Consider the following 17,645-nt stretch of genomic DNA (forward strand, 5'->3'; position numbering starts at 1 on the left):
GTGTCTTTTTTTGCACCCTGCTGCGCGCATTTTTGTCCGCCACAGGCGGCCAAAACCACACTTGCAGGGCGAGAAGTATGGGATCCCATGCGCATGTCCTGGGCTCCCATGTATTTCCATGTTTCCCGCCTGGCGGCGGGAACTCTGCGAGGCTTTTCCCCCCTTCCCTGCCACACAGGCCGCTATAGGTGGTGGGTTGTTTCCCGTTTGTTGCCGATGTTTGGCTATCCTGGGGGGATACTGGACTTTTCTCTCCCCCTGTGCTAAGATGCTCTCATCCCCACCCAGGGGAGAGAAAGAGAGAGAGTTTATGAACAAGAAAATTTCCAACGCCTACGCTGGGTTTGCCCAGCGCCTGGGGTTGCAGATGGACCCCAGCGGTGGCCTGTACGGCCAGCGGGGCGGCTACGCCTGGACCATCTTCGCCCCGGACCCCCGCTACCCCTATCAGCTTTTGGTGACCACCCCCGTCCACCGCACCGCCGGACCTCTCAGCAAAGAGGAGGTGCGCCAGTTCAAGCGGGAGCACAAGGAGATTTTTCTCCTCCACCAGCGTCAGAACGCCATCTCCATCACCGTCCGGGTCAAGGGCTCCAAGGGGGCAGAGCGGCTGGAGTCGGCTATGAACGCCTTCATCGAGCTGCTGCGCACCCAGTCCTTCCGGCCCTGCTGCCAGAACTGCGGCCAGGAGTTGCCTGTGGAGGGCTACTTTGTCTCCGGCGGCTACATGCAGGTGTGCGACAGCTGCGCCCAGGCTCTGAAGCAGTCCCACAACACCGCCCAGACCCAGAGAGCCCAGAAGAGCGAAAATGTGGCGGGCGGCATCGTGGGCAGCCTCATCGGCTCCCTGTTGGGAGTGCTGTGCATCGTCCTGCTCAGCCAGTTGGGGGTTGTAGCCGCCCTGTCCGGCCTCATCATGGCCGTGTGTACCCTCAAGGGCTATGAGATGCTGGGGGGCAAGCTGTCCAACCGGGGCATCGTCATCAGCATTGTGGTGATGATCGTCATGACCTTTGTGGGCGACCGGATCGACTGGGCCATTCTGGTGTCTCAGCAGCTGGAAATGTCCCTGCCCATGGCCTTCCAGGCCGTGCCCGTGCTGCTGGCCGAGGAGATCATCGTGCCCTCTGCCTATTGGACCAACCTGGTGCTGCTGTATGTATTCATGTTGGGCGGCGCTGTGCCCACCATCCGCAGCTCCATCCGCAACCGCCGATTTGTGGATGTGGTGTACCGCCTGGGCCACCCGCCTGTGGAACTGTAAGAAAAAATCCGCTGTGCATGGTTGCACAGCGGATTTTTTGTCAGTTGCGGGTTGTTAAGCGGTCTGCCACCACTCGGGCGGCCTTGACGCCGGAGGCGCCGGCCTGGGCCAGGCCACGGGTGACACCGGCGCCGTCGCCCACGGCGAAGAAGCCGGGCAGGGCGGTCTCCAGCTGGTTGGACAGGGAGATGCGGGCGGAGTAGAACTTCACCTCGGCACCATACAGCAGGGTATCGTAGTTGGCGGTACCGGGGGCCAACTTGTCCAGGGCGTAGATCATCTCGATGATGTCGTCCAGCTGCCGCTTGGGCAGAGCCAGGGACAGATCGCCGGGGACGGCGGCGGTGAGGGTGGGCCGCACAAAGGACTTGGCCAGCCGGTGCTCATTGGTGCGGATGCCGGACACCAGATCCCCGAACCGCTGCACCAGCACCCCGCCCGCCAGCATGTTGGACAGAGAGGCGATGTGCTTGCCGTAGCGGTAGGGCTCGTTGAAGGGCTGGGTGAACCGGTTGGACACCAGCAGGGCGAAGTTGGTGTTGCGGCTTTGCAGCTTGGGGTCGGAGTAGGAGTGGCCGTTGACGGTGTTGATGCCCTCCACGTTCTCCGCCACCACGTGGCCGTAGGGGTTCATGCAGAAGGTGCGCACCGAGTCGCCGTACTGCTTGGTGCGGTAGACCAGCTTGGACTCGTACACCACGTCGGTGATGTGCTCGAAGACGGTGGCGGGCAGCTCCACCCGCACGCCGATGTCCACCTGGTTGTTGATGAGCTCCAGCCCCAGCCCCTTGCACTGGTTGGCAAACCACTCCGCGCCGGAGCGGCCGGGGGCAGCGATGAGATAGGGGGCGTTGAAGGTGTCCCCGTTCTCGCTGGCCAGGGTGTAGGTGCCGTCGGCCTCCACGGTGATGGAGCGGATGGCGGTGCGGAACCGGAAGTCGTGATTGTCCCGGATGTGCTCATAGATGTTGGTCAAAATGCGCAGGTTGTTCTCGGTGCCCAGGTGCTTGCACCGGGCCTGGAGCAGGTGCAGGTCGAACTCCAGGGCCTTTTTCTCCAGCTCCCGGGCCTGGGGGGTGGTGGTGGAGAAGCACTGGGTGGTGGCGCCGTGCTGGACATTGATGGAGTCCACGTAGTCGATGAGCTCCATCACCTCTTCCTGGCTGAGGAAGTCGGTGAGCCAGCCGCCGAAATCGGTGGTAAAGTTAAATTTGCCATCGGAGAAGGCCCCGGCTCCGCCGAAGCCGCACATGGTGTCGCACACCTTGCAGTTGATGCAGGCCTTCACTTTGCCCGCCACAATGGGACAGCTGCGGTGGTAAATATCGGCGCCCTGGTCCACCACCAGCACCTTGGCCTCGGGGCAGCGCAGCGCCAGCTCATAGGCGGCAAAAATGCCCGCCTCTCCGGTGCCCAGCACCATAACATCATAACGATTGGTCATGAACGTTCCTCATTTCCGTAATAGTAGGGGCAAAGCCCCGATGCAGTATAGCAGAGGTTTGGGATTGTTGCAATGGAGTTTTCTGTCAAGAAAGGCCCCTTCGACTAAAATCCGTGCCGCTATGCGGCACACCTTACTTCTTCACTCTTCACTATTACCTATTCCCTGCCCTTTATCCTTCCCCGGTACCAACCCGTCACCCCGTGTTTTTTCACCAGGTAGCCCCGGCTGCATTCGGTAACCAGGGCCAGCCGGTCCCCGGCCTGGATGGGGAGCTCATAGTCGGTGGTGTCCTCGGTGTGGGTGAGGCCGTCGCTCTGGCGGGTGTACAGGTAGTGGCGCAAAATCCACATCTCCCGCCCGGTGGACACATGGCGGCACCAGCACACGTCCTCCCCCTCCTCTAAAATCTCCACCACGCTGTCGCTCCAGCGGATGTTAAAGGAATCCTGGGATGGCGCCTGGTCATCCAGGGCCGTCACCACCGGCAGGCCGTCATAGGCCACATAGTCCATGTGCTCCTGGGTGATGTCGGGGATGATGAGGGCGTTGAGCTGGCCGTCCACCTTGAGCACACAGCCGCCGTCAATGGAGACGATGTGCTGGTCCTCTTTCATCCAGGGCCGGGCCACGGGAATGTCGGTGCGGTAGAGGGTCACCGGCCAGTGGCCCACCACCACCCAGTGGTGGAAGTTCCGCCCCTGGCCCACAAAGTTGTCGTTTTTCATGCAGCCGTAGGCGGGCAGGGACTCCATGTCCTCCTCCCGGTCAATGCCGCCGTGGACAAAAATGTACCGCCCTGCCTGTAGGATGTGGGCCATCCCCCGCAAATATGCCACCTCCCGGGGCATTTTTTCCAAAATCTCCGCCCGCAGCCGGGGCAGGTCCTCCGGCCCCTGGGGATGCAGCCCCAGCTCTGCCCCCATCTGGAGGATGAGAGAGCGTTGGTCCCAGGTGCGAAACACCGGCCACAGGGCCTCGTCAATGCCCGGCCGCCCCTCCAAAAAGATGAGGTCCAGGTGGTCGCAGTTGCCGCACAGGGGGTACACGGTGTGGGTCTCCCCCAGCTCCATGAGATAGCGCAGCAGGCCCAGGCTCTCCTCCCCTTTTTCAAACAAGTCTCCCACCAGGATGAGCACATCTTCAGGGGTAAATTCGGCTTTTTTCAGTACGCCACGAAAAAAGGGCAGGTTTCCGTGGATATCGCTGATGGCCAGCACCCGTCTGCCCGGGGCAATGTCAGGCCGTAGAAGCTTAGCTGTGGAACTCATGGGACTCATCCTTCCGTGTGGCATGTATTCCCTTTTATCATATCACGACTTCTCCCCCGGTGCAAAAGAAACCCGCCGCAAGGCGGAGTGAAAAAACCGTTTACTTCATCGCTTCAATGTGTTAGGATAAACGTATCAGAAACTACCCATCCACAAGGAGGAGCCTATGCCCAAAGTAGCGAGCAAGGAGCGCAGCATGGCGCTGTATGAGAGCATTGTGCAGCTGAAGAGCGTGGAGGAGTGTTGCGCCTTTTTTGATGATTTGTGTACCGTGGGAGAGCTGCGGGCCATGGAGCAGCGGTATGACGTGGCCCGCCTGCTGGACCAGGGGCTGGTGTACACCGAGATTCTGGAGAAGACCGGGGCCAGCTCCGCCACCATCAGCCGGGTCAACCGGATTTTCTCCTTCGGCACCGGAGGCATGCACCGGATGATTCAGCGGCAGAAAGAGGACCAGGAGCCCTCAGAATAACGTCCCAACAACAAGCAGGAGGAAGAGCCAGCTTTGGCTCTTCCTCCGATTGTCCATACACAGCCCGGTCTTCATCTTGACATTCCTCCGAAAACGGGCTATCATATAAGCGAAGGGTGCTACCGGTGACGGTTGTCCCCCAGCGTTTACTTAAGAAGTAACCGGAAGTTTGGGAGACTGGCGGTTACTTCTTTTTTATGTTCTGAAACAGAGCAATTATCCCCACGACTAAAATGCCAATCTGAATCAAATCAGAAAATGTCACATATGTCACCGGGACCACCCCCTTTCTCAGGGGGCAAGAAGCACCCCCTTATGAAGCAGGGGGGACAAACCGCCAACCGTATGGTAGCACCCACATCATGATACCGGATACGACACAAAATAGCAAGCCCCCAGGCCGTTTGGCCTGGGGGCTGTTTAGTTTAGTTGTTTTCTCCTAGTGTATGTACTTCAACATCTGCACAAGATACTCTCCAGCAAGACCGGTTTCATCTCGATCCAATGTTCTTCTGTCAAATTCACAAAATCCATTGGAAGAATAAAACTCAATTAACTTCGGCTTGTCCTCACATTCCACATAAGTTACCCTGCCTCCCAGCTCCAGCTGAATTTTGGACACCTTATCGCAAGCTAACTTCAGTAACTCGTCTCCTGTCATCAAGCAGTTCAAGCCATTGGTGTAGTTCTTTCCCAACTGGGCAATCAGTGGAGCGGATAACGTGTAAGAGCGAATCGTTGGGTCATATACTGCAAACTTGGCAATTCGTTTCGCCAACGACCCAGATAAGCGATTTTTCTTGACGGTAATATACTTATTGGCCAAGGTAAAATACCCGGCTATCTCTGCCTTTCCCCGATAAGATGCATACACAATGTGTGTTTGAGACAAGCTGCGTTTAGAAAACTCCACTGCCTTCTGAGTGAAGAAATTCTCCACATCTTCATTAAGCGGGCACGAAAAAGAGGAAAGGAGCTCTTTGGTACGTTCTTCTCCAAGCTCCTCCACCATAAGTTTTAAATTGACAACTTTATACCCCGTCATCTCTCATGCCCCAAACATCTTGCGAATATCCTCTCGGGACGCCTCAGAATGGGACCGTTGCATAACAACGTCTTTCTGTGACTTTCCTCCTGCATTCTCCAAAGCCCGTACCAGTGCAAGTGCAGATTTTCTGTCCTTGATGTGAATGGTTTTCAAAATGCTCTTGGTGGACATACCTTGCACCTCCTATCTTACTTTGCTTATCTCTCCATGATATGAATCACAACCTTTAGTTGTGTTCTTATTATATCAAGATTGTTGATATTTTACATGCACGTATTGTCCAAATTTATCACATATTTGTTGTAAACAATTTCTGTAAAACCTATCTTTCAAAAGCAAGCCCCCAGGCCGTTTGGCCTGGGGACTTGTCTTATTTTGTTTATTTGAAGTACAGAGCGCCGGACTCGAAGATGGGCTGCATCTTGTCGCCCACGATGTTCACGCCCACATGGGCGCCGCACCGCTCGGAGTGGCCCATCTTGCCGAACACCCGGCCATCGGGGGAGAAAATACCCTCAATGGCGCACACCGAGCCGTTGGGGTTGCCCACCATGTCCATGGTGGGGGCTCCGGTGAGGGGGTTGACGTACTGAGTGGCCACCTGGCCGTTGGCGATGAGCTCCCGCACCACACTCTCGGGGGCCACGAAGCGGCCCTCGCCGTGGGAGATGGCGATGGAGTGCAGGTCGCCCACCTGGCTCTTGAGCATCCAGGGGGACTTCACGGAGGCCACACGGGTGGTGACATAGCGGCTCTGGTGGCGGCCAATGGTGTTATAGGTCAGAGTGGGGCAGCTGTCGTCCATGTCCCGAATCTCGCCGTAGGGCACCAGACCCAGCTTGATGAGAGCCTGGAAGCCGTTGCAGATGCCCAGCATCAGGCCGTCTCGGTTCTTCAGCAGGTCGTGGACCGCATCGGTGAGCCGGGGGTTGCGGAAGAAGGAGCAGATGAACTTGGCGGAGCCGTCGGGCTCGTCGCCGCCGGAGAAGCCGCCGGGCACAAAGATGATCTGGCTTCTGGCAATGGCCTTCTCCAACTCCACAGCGGACTGCTGGAGATCCTCGGCGGTGAGGTTGCGCACCACCACGATCTCCGCCTCCATGCCGGCCCGCACACAGGCCCGGGCGGAGTCAAACTCACAGTTGGTGCCGGGGAACACGGGGATGACCACCCGGGGCTTGGCAATGGAGCCGCTGAACACGGCGGGAGAGCGCTTCTCACAGGAGATGGTCTCCACGTCGCCGGACAGGCCCGCGTCGGTGGGGTACACGGTCTCCAGCACGCTGTCGTTGAGCTCCAGCAGCTCGGCGATGGGGGCGGTATCGTCGCCAATGGTGACGGCACCGGACTCGTCGGTGTAGCCCAGCAGCACGCCGCCCTCCACTTCCTCGGTGCACTCGGCAATGATCATGCCGGGACAGGGCGTGTACCAGGGGGCGTTGACGCCGCTCTCAGCGGTAAAGCCCACGCCGTTGCCGAAGGCCATCTTCATGACGCCCTCGGCCACGCCGTTCTCCACGGCCCAGGCGGCGGCCACCTTTCCGGTGCGGCACAGGGCGTGGAACTTCTCAAAGGCGGTGCGGTGTCCGGCGTAGTCGGTGAGGTCGGCCCCGCCGAAGAGGTACACGGGGTGGCCAGCGGCCTTAAACTCCTGGGTGATGACCTCGCCCGCCTTCACGGGAGCGATGGCAAAGGAGATGAGGGTGGGGGGCACGTCCAGTTCCATGAAGGAGCCGGACATGGAGTCCTTGCCGCCGATGGCGGCACAGTTCAGGCCCAGCTGAGCGTCCAGAGCGCCCAGCAGCGCCTGGAAGGGCTTGCCCCAGCGCTTGGCCTCGTCCCGGAGCTTCTCAAAGAACTCCTGGAAGGTGAGGTAGGCACGGGTGTAGTCGGCGCCTGCGGCCACAATCTTGGCCACGGAGGTGACCACGCTGGCCTGAGCACCCAGATAGGGGTCGGCGCTCATCCAGTCGGGGTCAAAGCCCCAGGCCATCAGGCTGGCCTGGTCGGTCTCCTGGCCGGGCTCCACGGGGAACAGGGCGGCCATGGCCTGGGCGGGGGTGCGCTGGGTTTTACCGCCAAAGGGCATGAGCACGCTGCCAGCCCCGATGGAGCCGTCGAACCGCTCGGTGAGGCCCCGGCGGGAGGCGCTCTTCAAGCTGCCGGCCATATCCCGCAGGGTATTGGCCCCGGCCACAGGCTTCACGGTGCCCTGGGGCACCTCCACCTGGGCGTGCTTGACAGCGCCATTGGTGTTCAAAAAGTCTCGGCTCAGGTTGGCGATGGTCTGGCCCTTCCAGGTCATGACCATGCGGGGGCTCTCGGTGACCACGGCCACCTGATAGGCCTCCAGGTTCTCGCTCGCTGCGGCGGCCATGAAGGCGGCGGCGTCCTCGGGGGCCACCACCACGGCCATACGCTCCTGGCTCTCGCTGATGGCCAGCTCGGTGCCGTCCAGGCCGTCATATTTCTTGCGCACGGCGTCCAGGTCGATGGTCAGGCCGTCGGCCAGCTCGCCGATGGCCACGGACACACCGCCGGCGCCGAAGTCGTTGCAGCGCTTGATGAGGCGGGTCACGTCGCCCCGGCGGAACAGGCGCTGAATCTTCCGCTCCTCGGGGGCGTTGCCCTTCTGCACCTCACTGGCCATGGTGGACAGAGAGGTCATGTTGTGGCTCTTGGAGGAGCCGGTGGCACCGCCGATGCCGTCCCGGCCGGTACGGCCGCCCAGCAGGATGACCACGTCACCGGGGGCGGGCACTTCCCGGCGCACGTGGCTGGCGGGAGCGGCACCCACCACAGCGCCGCACTCCATGCGCTTGGCGATGTAGCCGGGGTGGTAGACCTCGGCCACGTGTCCGGTGGCCAGGCCGATCTGGTTGCCGTAGGAGGAGTAACCAGCGGCAGCGGTCTGGGCAATCTTGCGCTGGGGCAGCTTGCCGGGGATGGTGTCGGAGAAGGGCACGGTGGGGTCGCCGCCGCCGGTGACACGCATGGCCTGGTGGACATACACACGGCCGGACAGGGGGTCCCGGATACAGCCGCCGATACAGGTGGCAGCGCCGCCGAAGGGCTCAATCTCGGTGGGATGGTTGTGGGTCTCGTTTTTGAACATGAGCAGCCAATCCTGCTCGGTACCGTCCACCTGGGCGGGGACGTGGATGGAACAGGCGTTAATCTCCTCGCTCTCGTCCAGCTCGGGGAGCATGCCCCGCTTTTTCAGGGTCTTGGCGCCGATGGTAGCCAAATCCATGAGGGTCTGGGGCCGCTTGTCCGCCTTCTCCTGGCCGTACACCTCCACCCGGGCGTCCAGGTAGCGCTGATAGGCGGCCTTCACGTCGTCCCGCTTGACGCTGACGCTGTCCAAGTGGGTGGAGAAGGTGGTGTGGCGGCAGTGGTCGGACCAATAGGTGTCCACCACCCGCACCTCGGTGAGGGTGGGGTCACGCCCCTCCTCGTCCCGGAAATAGGTCTGGAGGAAGGTCAGATCCGCCAGGTCCATGGCCAGGCCGTACTGGGCCAGCAGCTCTTCCAGCCCCTCCCGGTCCAGCTGGGTGAAGCCGTGGAGCACAGGCACCGCCTCGGGCACGGGGTACTGGCCCTGGAGGGTCTCGGGCTTGTCCAGACTAGCCTGACGGCTCTCCACGGGGTTGATGAGGTGGCCACGAATCTTGTCCAGTTGCTCCTCGGTGAGGGTTCCCTCCAGCACGTACACGGTGGCGCAGCGCACGGTGGGGCGCTCGCCGCCGGTCATCATCTGGAAGCACTGGGCGCAGGAGTCCGCCCGCTGGTCATACTGGCCGGGCAGGGCCTCCACGGCCACGATGGTGTGGGGCTCCTGGGGCAGCTGGGGCATCTCCTCGTCCCAAATGCCGTCCACCTGGGGCTCCGAGAGGATGGTGGTGCGGGCGGCGTCGTAGACGCTGCGCTCCACTCCCTCCACGTCGTAGCGGCGGATGACCCGCACCCCGGTGAGGGAGTCCACCCCCAGGGGGCCTTTCAGCTCTCCCATCAGGTGCCCTGCCTCCACGTCAAAGCCGGGCTTCTTTTCCACAAAGCAGCGAAATACCTTGCTCATTGCCACACTCTCCCTTATTTATCTTTGTCTTGCTGTTGGATACCAGCGTTTTTATCTTCCACGGACGACCAGATCGTCCACTGATCCACATTCGCATAGAGATTTGACTGGGTGGGGGTCACCCCCGTCACCAGGCCCCACCGCACCAGCAGGGAACCCCGTAAAAAACAGATGGGAGCCAGCGGGGTCTGCTGGGCAAAGCCCGCCAGATAGGCCTCCAGCTCCGTCTCTCCCCCGGTCCTGCGCCAGGCGTTGAGCAGCTCCTGCACCTCGCTCTGGGTGCCCCCATAGCTCAAGGACCCGGTGAGCAGAGCGGTGAGGTCAAAATCCGAAGTGAGCTGCACCTGGCCTAGGTACAAATCAAAATTGCCCCGCTCCAGGGCGGACACATAGTCCTCCCAGGCCAGGGACTTCACGGTTACGGTAAACCCCGCCCCCTCCAGCTGATTGGCCACAGCCTGGGCCACCTGCTGCCGGGTGGAGTTGTCCTCGTTGACGATGAGGGTGAGGCTCCCCCCGGTAGTCTCCTCCGTGCCCCCCTGGGTCCATTCGGGCAGCTCTCCCCACGCCGGGGAGATGGGCCATGGGGTGGGGTCCCCATGGCCGGACAGCTGCACCTGCACCAGGCTGTCCCGGTTCAGGGCCGAGGAGATGCGCTGGCGCACCGCGGCGTCGGCACACACCCCTCGCTGGGTCTGGAAGCCCAGGTAGAGAAGCTGGCTGGTGGGGTAGTCGAACACCTCACAGGTGCCGGAGTAGCCCACCGCCTGGGGGTCGGAAAACTGGGTGGTGGCCATCCACACCTCGCCGCTGTCAAAGGCGGCCTTGCGCCGGTCCGGGGTGCTCACCTCCACCAGGGGGATGGTCTGGGCGGGCAGGGCGTCCACCTGGCCGCTGTAAGGGTTGGCCACCAGGGCCCCATCCTGCAACAGGTAGGGCCCGGTGCCCAGGGGGTCCTGTCCCTCCCGCTCCAGCACCACCGGAATATCCAGCAGGGCGGGCAGGTTGGCGTTGGGGCGGGACAGGGTGATGGTGAGGGTATAGGTCCCGGTCTGGGCCACCCCAGTGACGCCGGACAGGCGATTTTGGTACCGGGTGGCGGTGCGGGCGGTCTCCAGGGAGGAGACCACATGGGCGGCAGTGAGGGGGGTGCCGTCGGAGAAGCACACCCCCTGGGCCACCTCCACCGTCCAGGTCAGGCCATCGGACCCGGCGGTGGCCCCGGCAGCCAGCCGGGGCTGGGGCTGGAAACTCTGGTCCAGCTCATACAGGCCCTGGTACACCAATCCCCCCAGCTCCAAATTCGCCCCGTTGGTGCCCGTGATGGGGTGCATGGTCTGTTTGGGGTCATAGGCCAGGGAGAAGGTCCCGGTCTGGACCGGCTGCACCGTCCCGGTGGGGGCGGCAGACTGAACCGGGTTCTCCTCCGTGGCGGCGGTACAGCCGGACAGGAGCAGCGCCCCCGCCACGGCCAGGGCCGCTAGTTGGGTCTTGCGTCTCATTTCAAACCAATGGCGGCGGCCATGGAGCCCCGGTTGGTGCCCACCTGGCGGTGGCTCCAGAACAGGTCCGGGTGGCAGCTGGTGCACAGCTCACACACGCCGATGTTCTCGGTGGGCACGCCCGCCTTTTCCAGGCGCATGGCGTTAATTCCCTTCAAATCCACGGAATACTTGCCGTTTTCCTGGATGTGCAGATACTTGAGCACCGGGGTGGAGAAGGCGGACATCATGGCGTTGGGCACGTCCTCATGGGTCTCAAAGCAGCAGGGGCCGATGCCCGGGCCGATGGCGGCCAGGATGTTCTGGGGGTCACAGCCGTACACCTCTTCCATCTTGCGCACCACCGCCCCGGCGATGTCGGCGGCGGTGCCCCGCCACCCGGCGTGGGCGGCGGCCACCACCTGGCGCACCGGGTCATAGTACAAGATGGGCAGGCAGTCGGCGGAAAAGATCACCAGGGTCACCCCGGGCAGGTCGGTGACCAGGCCGTCGGCCTCATAGGACACCTTCTCGTAGGGGTCCTCTTTCACGTCCGCCTTGGTGATTACCCGCACATGGTTTTCATGGACTTGATTGGACATGGCCATCCGGGGCCCTTGGGCCCCGATGGCGGTCAAAAACCGGCGGTAGTTCTCCCGCACATGGTCCGGGTCGTCCCCCCGGCTTACGCCCAGGTTCAGGGACGCCCACATGCCCTCTGAGATGCCGCCCAGGCGGGTGGAGAAGCCGTGGGCCACTCCCCCGGCCTGTTCCATCTCCTCAGAGGCCAAAAAGACCACAGATTGATGTTGCTTCTGGACAATTGTCATGGTGGGTTACCTCCCGGTGATTGGGTCACAAAGGTTACTCTTCCCCGTGGTGGTACTGCTCGCAGGTGCACTTCTTCCACTTCAGGCCGGACCCGCAGGGGCAGGGGTCGTTGCGGCCGATCTTCACCGTCTTCTTGGTGGGCTGCTGGGTCACGGTCTTGTCCGAGCCGCCGGACTCGCCGGTGACCTTGGCCACACGCTGACGCTGGATGCCCTGGTTGGTGCGGATGCGGGCGGAGTACAGGCGCCGCAGAGTCTCCTCCTGGATGGCGGCGATCATCTCCTCGAACATGTCGTAGCCTTCCCGCTTGTACTCCACCACGGGGTCAGACTGGCCGTAAGCCCGCAGGCCGATGCCCTGGCGCAGCTCGGTCATGGCGTCGATGTGGTCCATCCAGTACTCATCCACCACGCGCAGCAGAATGACCCGCTCCAGCTCGCCCATGGGGTTGGAGATAGCGGTCTGGCCCAGTTCCGCCAGCTGCTGGGCAATGGAGTCAGCCTGGTGCTCGTAGTTGGCATGGGCCAGCTCCAGCAGCTTGTCGGTGAGGGCCTGGGTGGACAGGCTCCCCAGCTGTCCCTTCACATCGTCCAGCTGCTGGGCGGTAAACATCACGTTGACCCAGGGGGCCATAGCCACCTTGAAGCCAGCCTCGTCCAGCTTGCCCTGCTCTCCGGTGTGTCCGGCGATGAGGTTGGTGACGGTGGTGGTGAGCATATTCTCAATGGCGGCGTGGACGTCCTCGCCGTCCAGCACCTGGCGGCGCTGCTTGTAGATGACCTCACGCTGGGTGTTCATCACGTCGTCGTACTCCAGCACGGTCTTACGGATCTGGAAGTTCTGAGACTCCACCTTCCGCTGGGCCTTCTCGATGGCGTTGGACAGCATCTTCTGGTCCAGGGGGGTGTCCTCGTCCACGCCCAGCTTATCCATGACGCTCTGAATCCAGTCGGAGGCGAACAGGCGGAGGATATCGTCCTCCAGGGACAGGAAGAAGCAGCTCTCGCCGGGGTCGCCCTGACGGCCGGCACGGCCGCGCAGCTGGTTGTCGATGCGGCGGGACTCGTGGCGCTCGGTGCCCAGGATGTACAGGCCGCCCACTTCCCGGACCTTCTCGGCCTCTTCCTTGATCTCGGCCTTGAACTGGGCCTCGGCCTGGGCGAAGGCCTCACGGGCGGCGAGAATCTCCTCGTTGTCGGTGTCGGCGTGGCCGTCGCACTCGGCTAAAAGCTCGTCGCTCATGCCCTGGCGGCGGAGCAGCGCCTTGGCCATGTACTCGGCGTTACCGCCCAGCATAATATCGGTACCACGGCCGGCCATGTTGGTGGCCACGGTGACGGCGCCCAGCTTACCGGCCTGGGCCACGATCTCCGCTTCCTTGTCGTGGTGCTTGGCGTTCAGCACGTTGTGGGGAATGCCCTCCCGGGTCAGCAGCTTGCTCACCAGCTCGGAGATCTCAATGGACACAGTACCCACCAGCACAGGCTGGCCCTTCTCGTGGCACTCCTTGATCTGACGGACCACAGCCCGGTACTTGCCGGCCTGGGTCTTGTACACCTGGTCGGGGTGGTCCACACGGGCCACGGGGCGGTTGGTGGGAATCTCCACGATATCCAGGGAGTAGATCTGGCCGAACTCCTCCTCCTCGGTCATGGCGGTACCGGTCATACCGGACAGCTTGTCGTAGAGGCGGAAGTAGTTCTGGAAGGTGATGGTGGCCAGGGTCTTGGACTCGTGGGCCACGGTGACGTGCTCCTTGGCCTCGATGGCCTGGTGCAGGCCCTCGTTATAGCGGCGGCCGTACATGAGACGGCCGGTGAACTCGTCGACGATGATGACCTCGCCGTCCTTCACCACGTAGTCAATGTCCCGGCGCATGACGCCACGGGCCTTGATGGCCTGGTTGATGTGGTGGGACAGGGTGGTGTTCTCGGGGTCGGACAGGTTCTCCAGGTTGAACTGCTGCTCGGCCTTGGCCACGCCACGGGCGGTGAGGGTGGCGGTGCGGGCCTTCTCGTCCACGATGTAGTCGGCGTCGATGTTGACGTCCTCTTCCTCCTTGGCGTCCACGGAGGCCACCCGCTGGCAGGTCAGACGGGCCACGAAGTTATCCACCAGCTGGTAGAGCTGGGTGGACTTCTCGCCCTGACCGGAGATGATCAGAGGGGTACGGGCCTCGTCGATGAGGATGGAGTCCACCTCGTCCACGATGGCAAAGTTGTGGCCACGCTGCACCAGCTCCTTGCCGTAGATGGCCATGTTGTCTCGCAGGTAGTCGAAGCCGAACTCGTTGTTGGTGCCGTAGGTGATGTCGGCGGCGTAGGCCTTCTTCTTGGCCTCCTTATCCACGCCGTGGATGACCAGACCCACAGACAGGCCCAGGAATCGGTACACCTTACCCATCCACTCCGAGTCACGCTTGGCCAGGTAGTCGTTGACGGTGACGATGTGCACGCCCTTGCCGGACAGGCCGTTTAAGTAGGCGGGCAGGGTGGCCACCAGGGTCTTACCTTCACCGGTGCGCATCTCAGCGATACGGCCCTGGTGGAGGATGATGCCGCCGATGAGCTGCACCCGATAGGGACGCATACCCAGGACACGCCAGTCTGCCTCCCGACACACGGCAAAGGCCTCGGGGAGGATGTTGTCCAGCGTCTCGCCGTTGGCCAGACGGGCCTTAAACTCGTCGGTTTTTGCCCGCAGCTGCTGGTCGGTGAGGGCCTTCATTTCCTCTTCCAGGGCCTCAATTTTATCCACGAGGGGGGTGAGCGCCTTGACCGCCCGTTGGGACGGGGTGCCAAATATTTTCGTAAACAAACCCATGTTGCGCGCTTCCTTTCTGGTTCAGTGCTTGGGTAGAAAAACCCATTTTAACTTATGTAGTATACCATACTCCCCCACGAGAAAAAAGAGGAAATTGAAATTTCAGTATGTTTTGGGCGTTGCCCCACCCAAAAGCCCCCTGACTGGGGCGTGTGGGTGGGCTTGTCCCTCTGTCTGAGGTGAGTTTAGACCCTGCCAGCCTGTTTTTCGCTCCGCTGGGGTTACTTTCTGATGGGCAGAAAGTAACCAAAGACCCACCAAAGGGAGATCCCTTTGGAAACCCCATGTTTTTATGTTTTGTACCGGGTCGAGGCTCAAGTCGGCCCTGGGCCTGGTGGGGCTGGTTGGATGGCTGGGCATATCTCTGGGCAATTTCTGCTCCGCTGGCAGTTCCCGCTCCTTCCACCAGGGCCTCAGGTCTGGGGGAGCGGCCTCGCCCGGCCGCCGTCGGCCGGGGTGCGCCACAGGTAGGGCCGAAAACAAGAGAATGGCGCACCACCCCAGCAGCGACCAAAAAGAGAAGCGCTGCTTTCCCTCTTGGTATGGCAAACGCCCTTCGGCCCGGCCTGGGAAGCAACTCCTCACAGCCCAGAAAAGCGGGGTGGATTCCACAAGGAGGGGGAAGGCCCCTCCTTTGGCGATTCTTTGGTGGCTTTCTCATCGCTGAGAAAGCCACCCTGCGGAGCAAACCCCGGCTGGCAAGCCTGAAACAGGGGCGGTTCGACGGGTCTGCCTAGCGGCAGACAGCTCCCCCTGCACCGGGGGTGCTCTGCGCCTGGAGGTGCATCTAAATTCCCACCCCTTTATGCACCACTTTACTGTACAAAATTCCCCTTGACACTGTCCGCATGTGGCGGTATAATGTCCATCACAACAAAACAAAAGCAGACGAAGCGTGCAGGAAAAGGCCAGGGTCGGCCTACCGAAGGAGTGACACTCTCAGGTTCCCCGGGACACGGGGTGAGGACTGTACGTGGATGTAACTCTGGAGAAGCTCAGCAATGAGTGCCGAAGGTGCAACGTGGGGACCGCTGGTTCCCGCCAATCTCTCAGGCAAAAGGACAGAGGAAATCATACGCCGACGCACCCGCTCCCCCGTTGGGGAGTCGGTGCCAGCACCGTCATTTCCTCAGGTTGCGGAGTATTCCATCCGCAACCTGTTTTTGTTTTGTCAAAAACAGCTCGAGGAGAGGATTCAACATGGTTCAGCAATTGGAAGCCGCACTTTTACCCGTGGTCAACGCCTTAAATGACTACCTATCCAGCTACATTCTGGTGTTTCTGCTCATTGGCGTTGGCCTGTTCTACTCCATCCGCACCCGGTTTGTGCAGGTGCGCTGCTTTGGCGAGGGCATGAAAAAGGTCTTTGGCAACCTGTCCCTGCGGGGCGGGGCCCAGGCCCAGGGCATGAGCTCCTTCCAGGCCCTGGCCACCGCCATCGCCGCCCAGGTGGGCACCGGCAACATCGTGGGCGCCTCCGGCGCCATCCTCACCGGCGGCCCCGGGGCCATCTTCTGGATGTGGATCATCGCCTTCTTCGGCATGGCCACCATTTACGCCGAGGCCACCCTGGCCATCCACACCCGGGTCATTGACCAGGACGGCCACATCCACGGCGGCCCGGTGTACTACATCACCACCGCCTTCCGGGGCGCCTTCGGCAAGTTTCTGGCCGGGTTCTTCGCCGTGGCCATCATCCTGGCCCTGGGCTTTATGGGCTGCATGGTCCAGTCCAACTCCATCGGCTCCACCTTCCAGACCGCCTTTGGCGTGCCCTCCTGGGTGATGGGCGTGGTGCTGGTGGTCATCTGCGCCTTCATCTTCCTGGGCGGCGTGCAGCGTCTGGCCGCCGTCACCGAGAAGCTGGTGCCCATCATGGCCGCCATCTTCCTGCTGGGCGCTGTGGCGGTGCTGGTGGCCCGCATCGCCTACCTGCCCGAGACCTTCGCCATGATCTTCCGCTACGCCTTCCAGCCCCAGGCTATCATCGGCGGCGGCTTTGGCTACGCCATCAAAACCGCCGTCAGCCAGGGCGCCAAGCGTGGCCTGTTCTCCAATGAGGCGGGCATGGGCTCCACCCCCCACGCCCACGCCCAGGCCAACGTGAAAGACCCCCATGAGCAGGGCGTGGTGGCCATGGTGGGCGTGTTTATCGACACCTTCGTGGTGCTCACCCTCAACGCCCTGGTGGTCATCTCCACCCTGTACACCTCCGACGGCCCCCTGGCCGGCGGCTATGTGGGGGACGTCACCGCCACCCTCAACAGCGCCAACCTGGCCCAGACCGCCTTCGGCACCGTGTTCGGCGCCCACTTCGGGGCCATCTTCGTGGCCATCTGCCTGTTCTTCTTCGCCTTCTCCACCGTGCTGGGCTGGAACCTGTTCGGCAAGATCAACGTGATGTACCTCTTCGGCAAAAAGGCCGCCCCCGTCTACGGGGTGCTGGCCCTGGTGTTCATCTTCCTGGGCACCACCATGTCCAACGACCTGGTTTGGGGCCTCACCGACCTGTTCAACAACCTCATGGTCATCCCCAACGCCATCGCCCTGTTTGCCCTGTCCTCCATCGTGGTGGGCATCGCCAAACGCCGGGGAAACGCCCTGAAATAATGGGAATTTCCCTATAGTTTCTCTGTCCCCCCTCCACTCCCCCGGGCAGGTTTGCCAAAAATCTTCGGATTGGTTGACAATTCTGCCCGGGGGAGATATAATACCGCCAAAATGAACCACTGATAGAGGCGCGGTGCCAATGGGTGCCCCACATGAGCCTGGAAGGGCGTGGGGTGCGAGGTGTCACCGCCGAAGGGCAAAGGGGCTTCCACCCGCTTTGTGCCTGGGTCGTCGGGAAATACCCGGCGGACTGTCACACCCCCTGGTGTGAAGCGCTATCATGGCAAGCCAAAAGTTCCCGTCCCTCTCGTGGGCGGGGGTTT

11 protein-coding genes and 2 riboswitches are annotated in these 17,645 nt (G+C 61.8%); of the genes, 3 read left to right on the top strand and 8 right to left on the bottom strand.

Going from position 1 to position 17,645, the window contains the following annotated elements:
- The first annotated feature begins 310 nt into the window (after positions 1-310).
- Positions 311-1,264 carry a hypothetical protein gene (locus B5F98_RS08670; protein ID WP_087371472.1) on the top strand — a complete coding sequence of 318 codons (954 nt, stop codon included), beginning with the start codon at positions 311-313 and terminating at the stop codon, positions 1,262-1,264.
- Between the two features lie 40 nt (positions 1,265-1,304).
- On the opposite strand, the gene B5F98_RS08675 is transcribed toward B5F98_RS08670, so the two are convergent.
- Positions 1,305-2,708, bottom strand: coding sequence for an NAD(P)/FAD-dependent oxidoreductase (locus B5F98_RS08675; RefSeq protein WP_087371475.1), 1,404 nt, complete (start codon positions 2,706-2,708; stop codon positions 1,305-1,307).
- Between the two features lie 158 nt (positions 2,709-2,866).
- Positions 2,867-3,979, bottom strand: a complete 1,113-nt coding sequence (locus B5F98_RS08680; protein WP_087371478.1) for a metallophosphoesterase — start codon at positions 3,977-3,979, stop codon at positions 2,867-2,869.
- 166 nt (positions 3,980-4,145) lie between these two features.
- On the opposite strand from B5F98_RS08680, the gene B5F98_RS08685 reads away from it, so the two are divergent.
- Positions 4,146-4,451 (top strand): YerC/YecD family TrpR-related protein, encoded by a 306-nt coding sequence (locus tag B5F98_RS08685; protein WP_087230582.1) that lies wholly within the window; start codon positions 4,146-4,148, stop codon positions 4,449-4,451.
- 439 nt (positions 4,452-4,890) lie between these two features.
- Here B5F98_RS08685 and B5F98_RS08690 read toward each other — a convergent pair whose 3' ends face one another.
- The 6 genes from B5F98_RS08690 to secA all read right to left on the bottom strand — a co-directional run bounded on the left by B5F98_RS08690 (position 4,891) and on the right by secA (position 14,712).
- Entirely contained in the window at positions 4,891-5,496 is a 606-nt protein-coding gene (locus B5F98_RS08690) for an N-acetyltransferase (protein ID WP_087371483.1), read from the bottom strand.
- Between the two features lie 3 nt (positions 5,497-5,499).
- Entirely contained in the window at positions 5,500-5,670 is a 171-nt protein-coding gene (locus tag B5F98_RS13065) for a hypothetical protein (RefSeq protein WP_164488798.1), read from the bottom strand.
- 208 nt (positions 5,671-5,878) lie between these two features.
- Positions 5,879-9,577 carry a phosphoribosylformylglycinamidine synthase gene (locus B5F98_RS08695; protein WP_087371486.1) on the bottom strand — a complete coding sequence of 1,233 codons (3,699 nt, stop codon included), beginning with the start codon at positions 9,575-9,577 and terminating at the stop codon, positions 5,879-5,881.
- A gap of 14 nt (positions 9,578-9,591) precedes the next feature.
- A complete protein-coding gene (locus B5F98_RS08700) occupies positions 9,592-11,079 on the bottom strand; it encodes an ABC transporter substrate-binding protein (RefSeq protein WP_087371489.1) in 1,488 nt (495 codons plus the stop codon).
- Positions 11,076-11,888 carry a peptidoglycan editing factor PgeF gene (pgeF, locus tag B5F98_RS08705; RefSeq protein WP_087371493.1) on the bottom strand — a complete coding sequence of 271 codons (813 nt, stop codon included), beginning with the start codon at positions 11,886-11,888 and terminating at the stop codon, positions 11,076-11,078. The genes B5F98_RS08700 and pgeF overlap by 4 nt, the downstream gene beginning before the upstream one ends.
- Positions 11,889-11,922: 34 nt before the next feature.
- Positions 11,923-14,712 carry a preprotein translocase subunit SecA gene (gene secA / locus B5F98_RS08710; protein WP_087371495.1) on the bottom strand — a complete coding sequence of 930 codons (2,790 nt, stop codon included), beginning with the start codon at positions 14,710-14,712 and terminating at the stop codon, positions 11,923-11,925.
- Positions 14,713-15,687: 975 nt separating this feature from the next.
- Positions 15,688-15,787, top strand: a riboswitch (glycine riboswitch).
- A gap of 125 nt (positions 15,788-15,912) precedes the next feature.
- On the opposite strand from secA, the gene B5F98_RS08715 reads away from it, so the two are divergent.
- Positions 15,913-17,322, top strand: coding sequence for a sodium:alanine symporter family protein (locus B5F98_RS08715; RefSeq protein WP_087371498.1), 1,410 nt, complete (start codon positions 15,913-15,915; stop codon positions 17,320-17,322).
- A 115-nt stretch (positions 17,323-17,437) separates the two neighbouring features.
- Positions 17,438-17,608: riboswitch (Lysine riboswitch) on the top strand.
- Positions 17,609-17,645 lie beyond the last annotated feature (37 nt).

Origin of the sequence: Pseudoflavonifractor sp. An44, assembly GCF_002161675.1 — a bacterium.
Taxonomy (GTDB): domain Bacteria; phylum Bacillota; class Clostridia; order Oscillospirales; family Oscillospiraceae; genus Enterenecus; species Enterenecus faecium.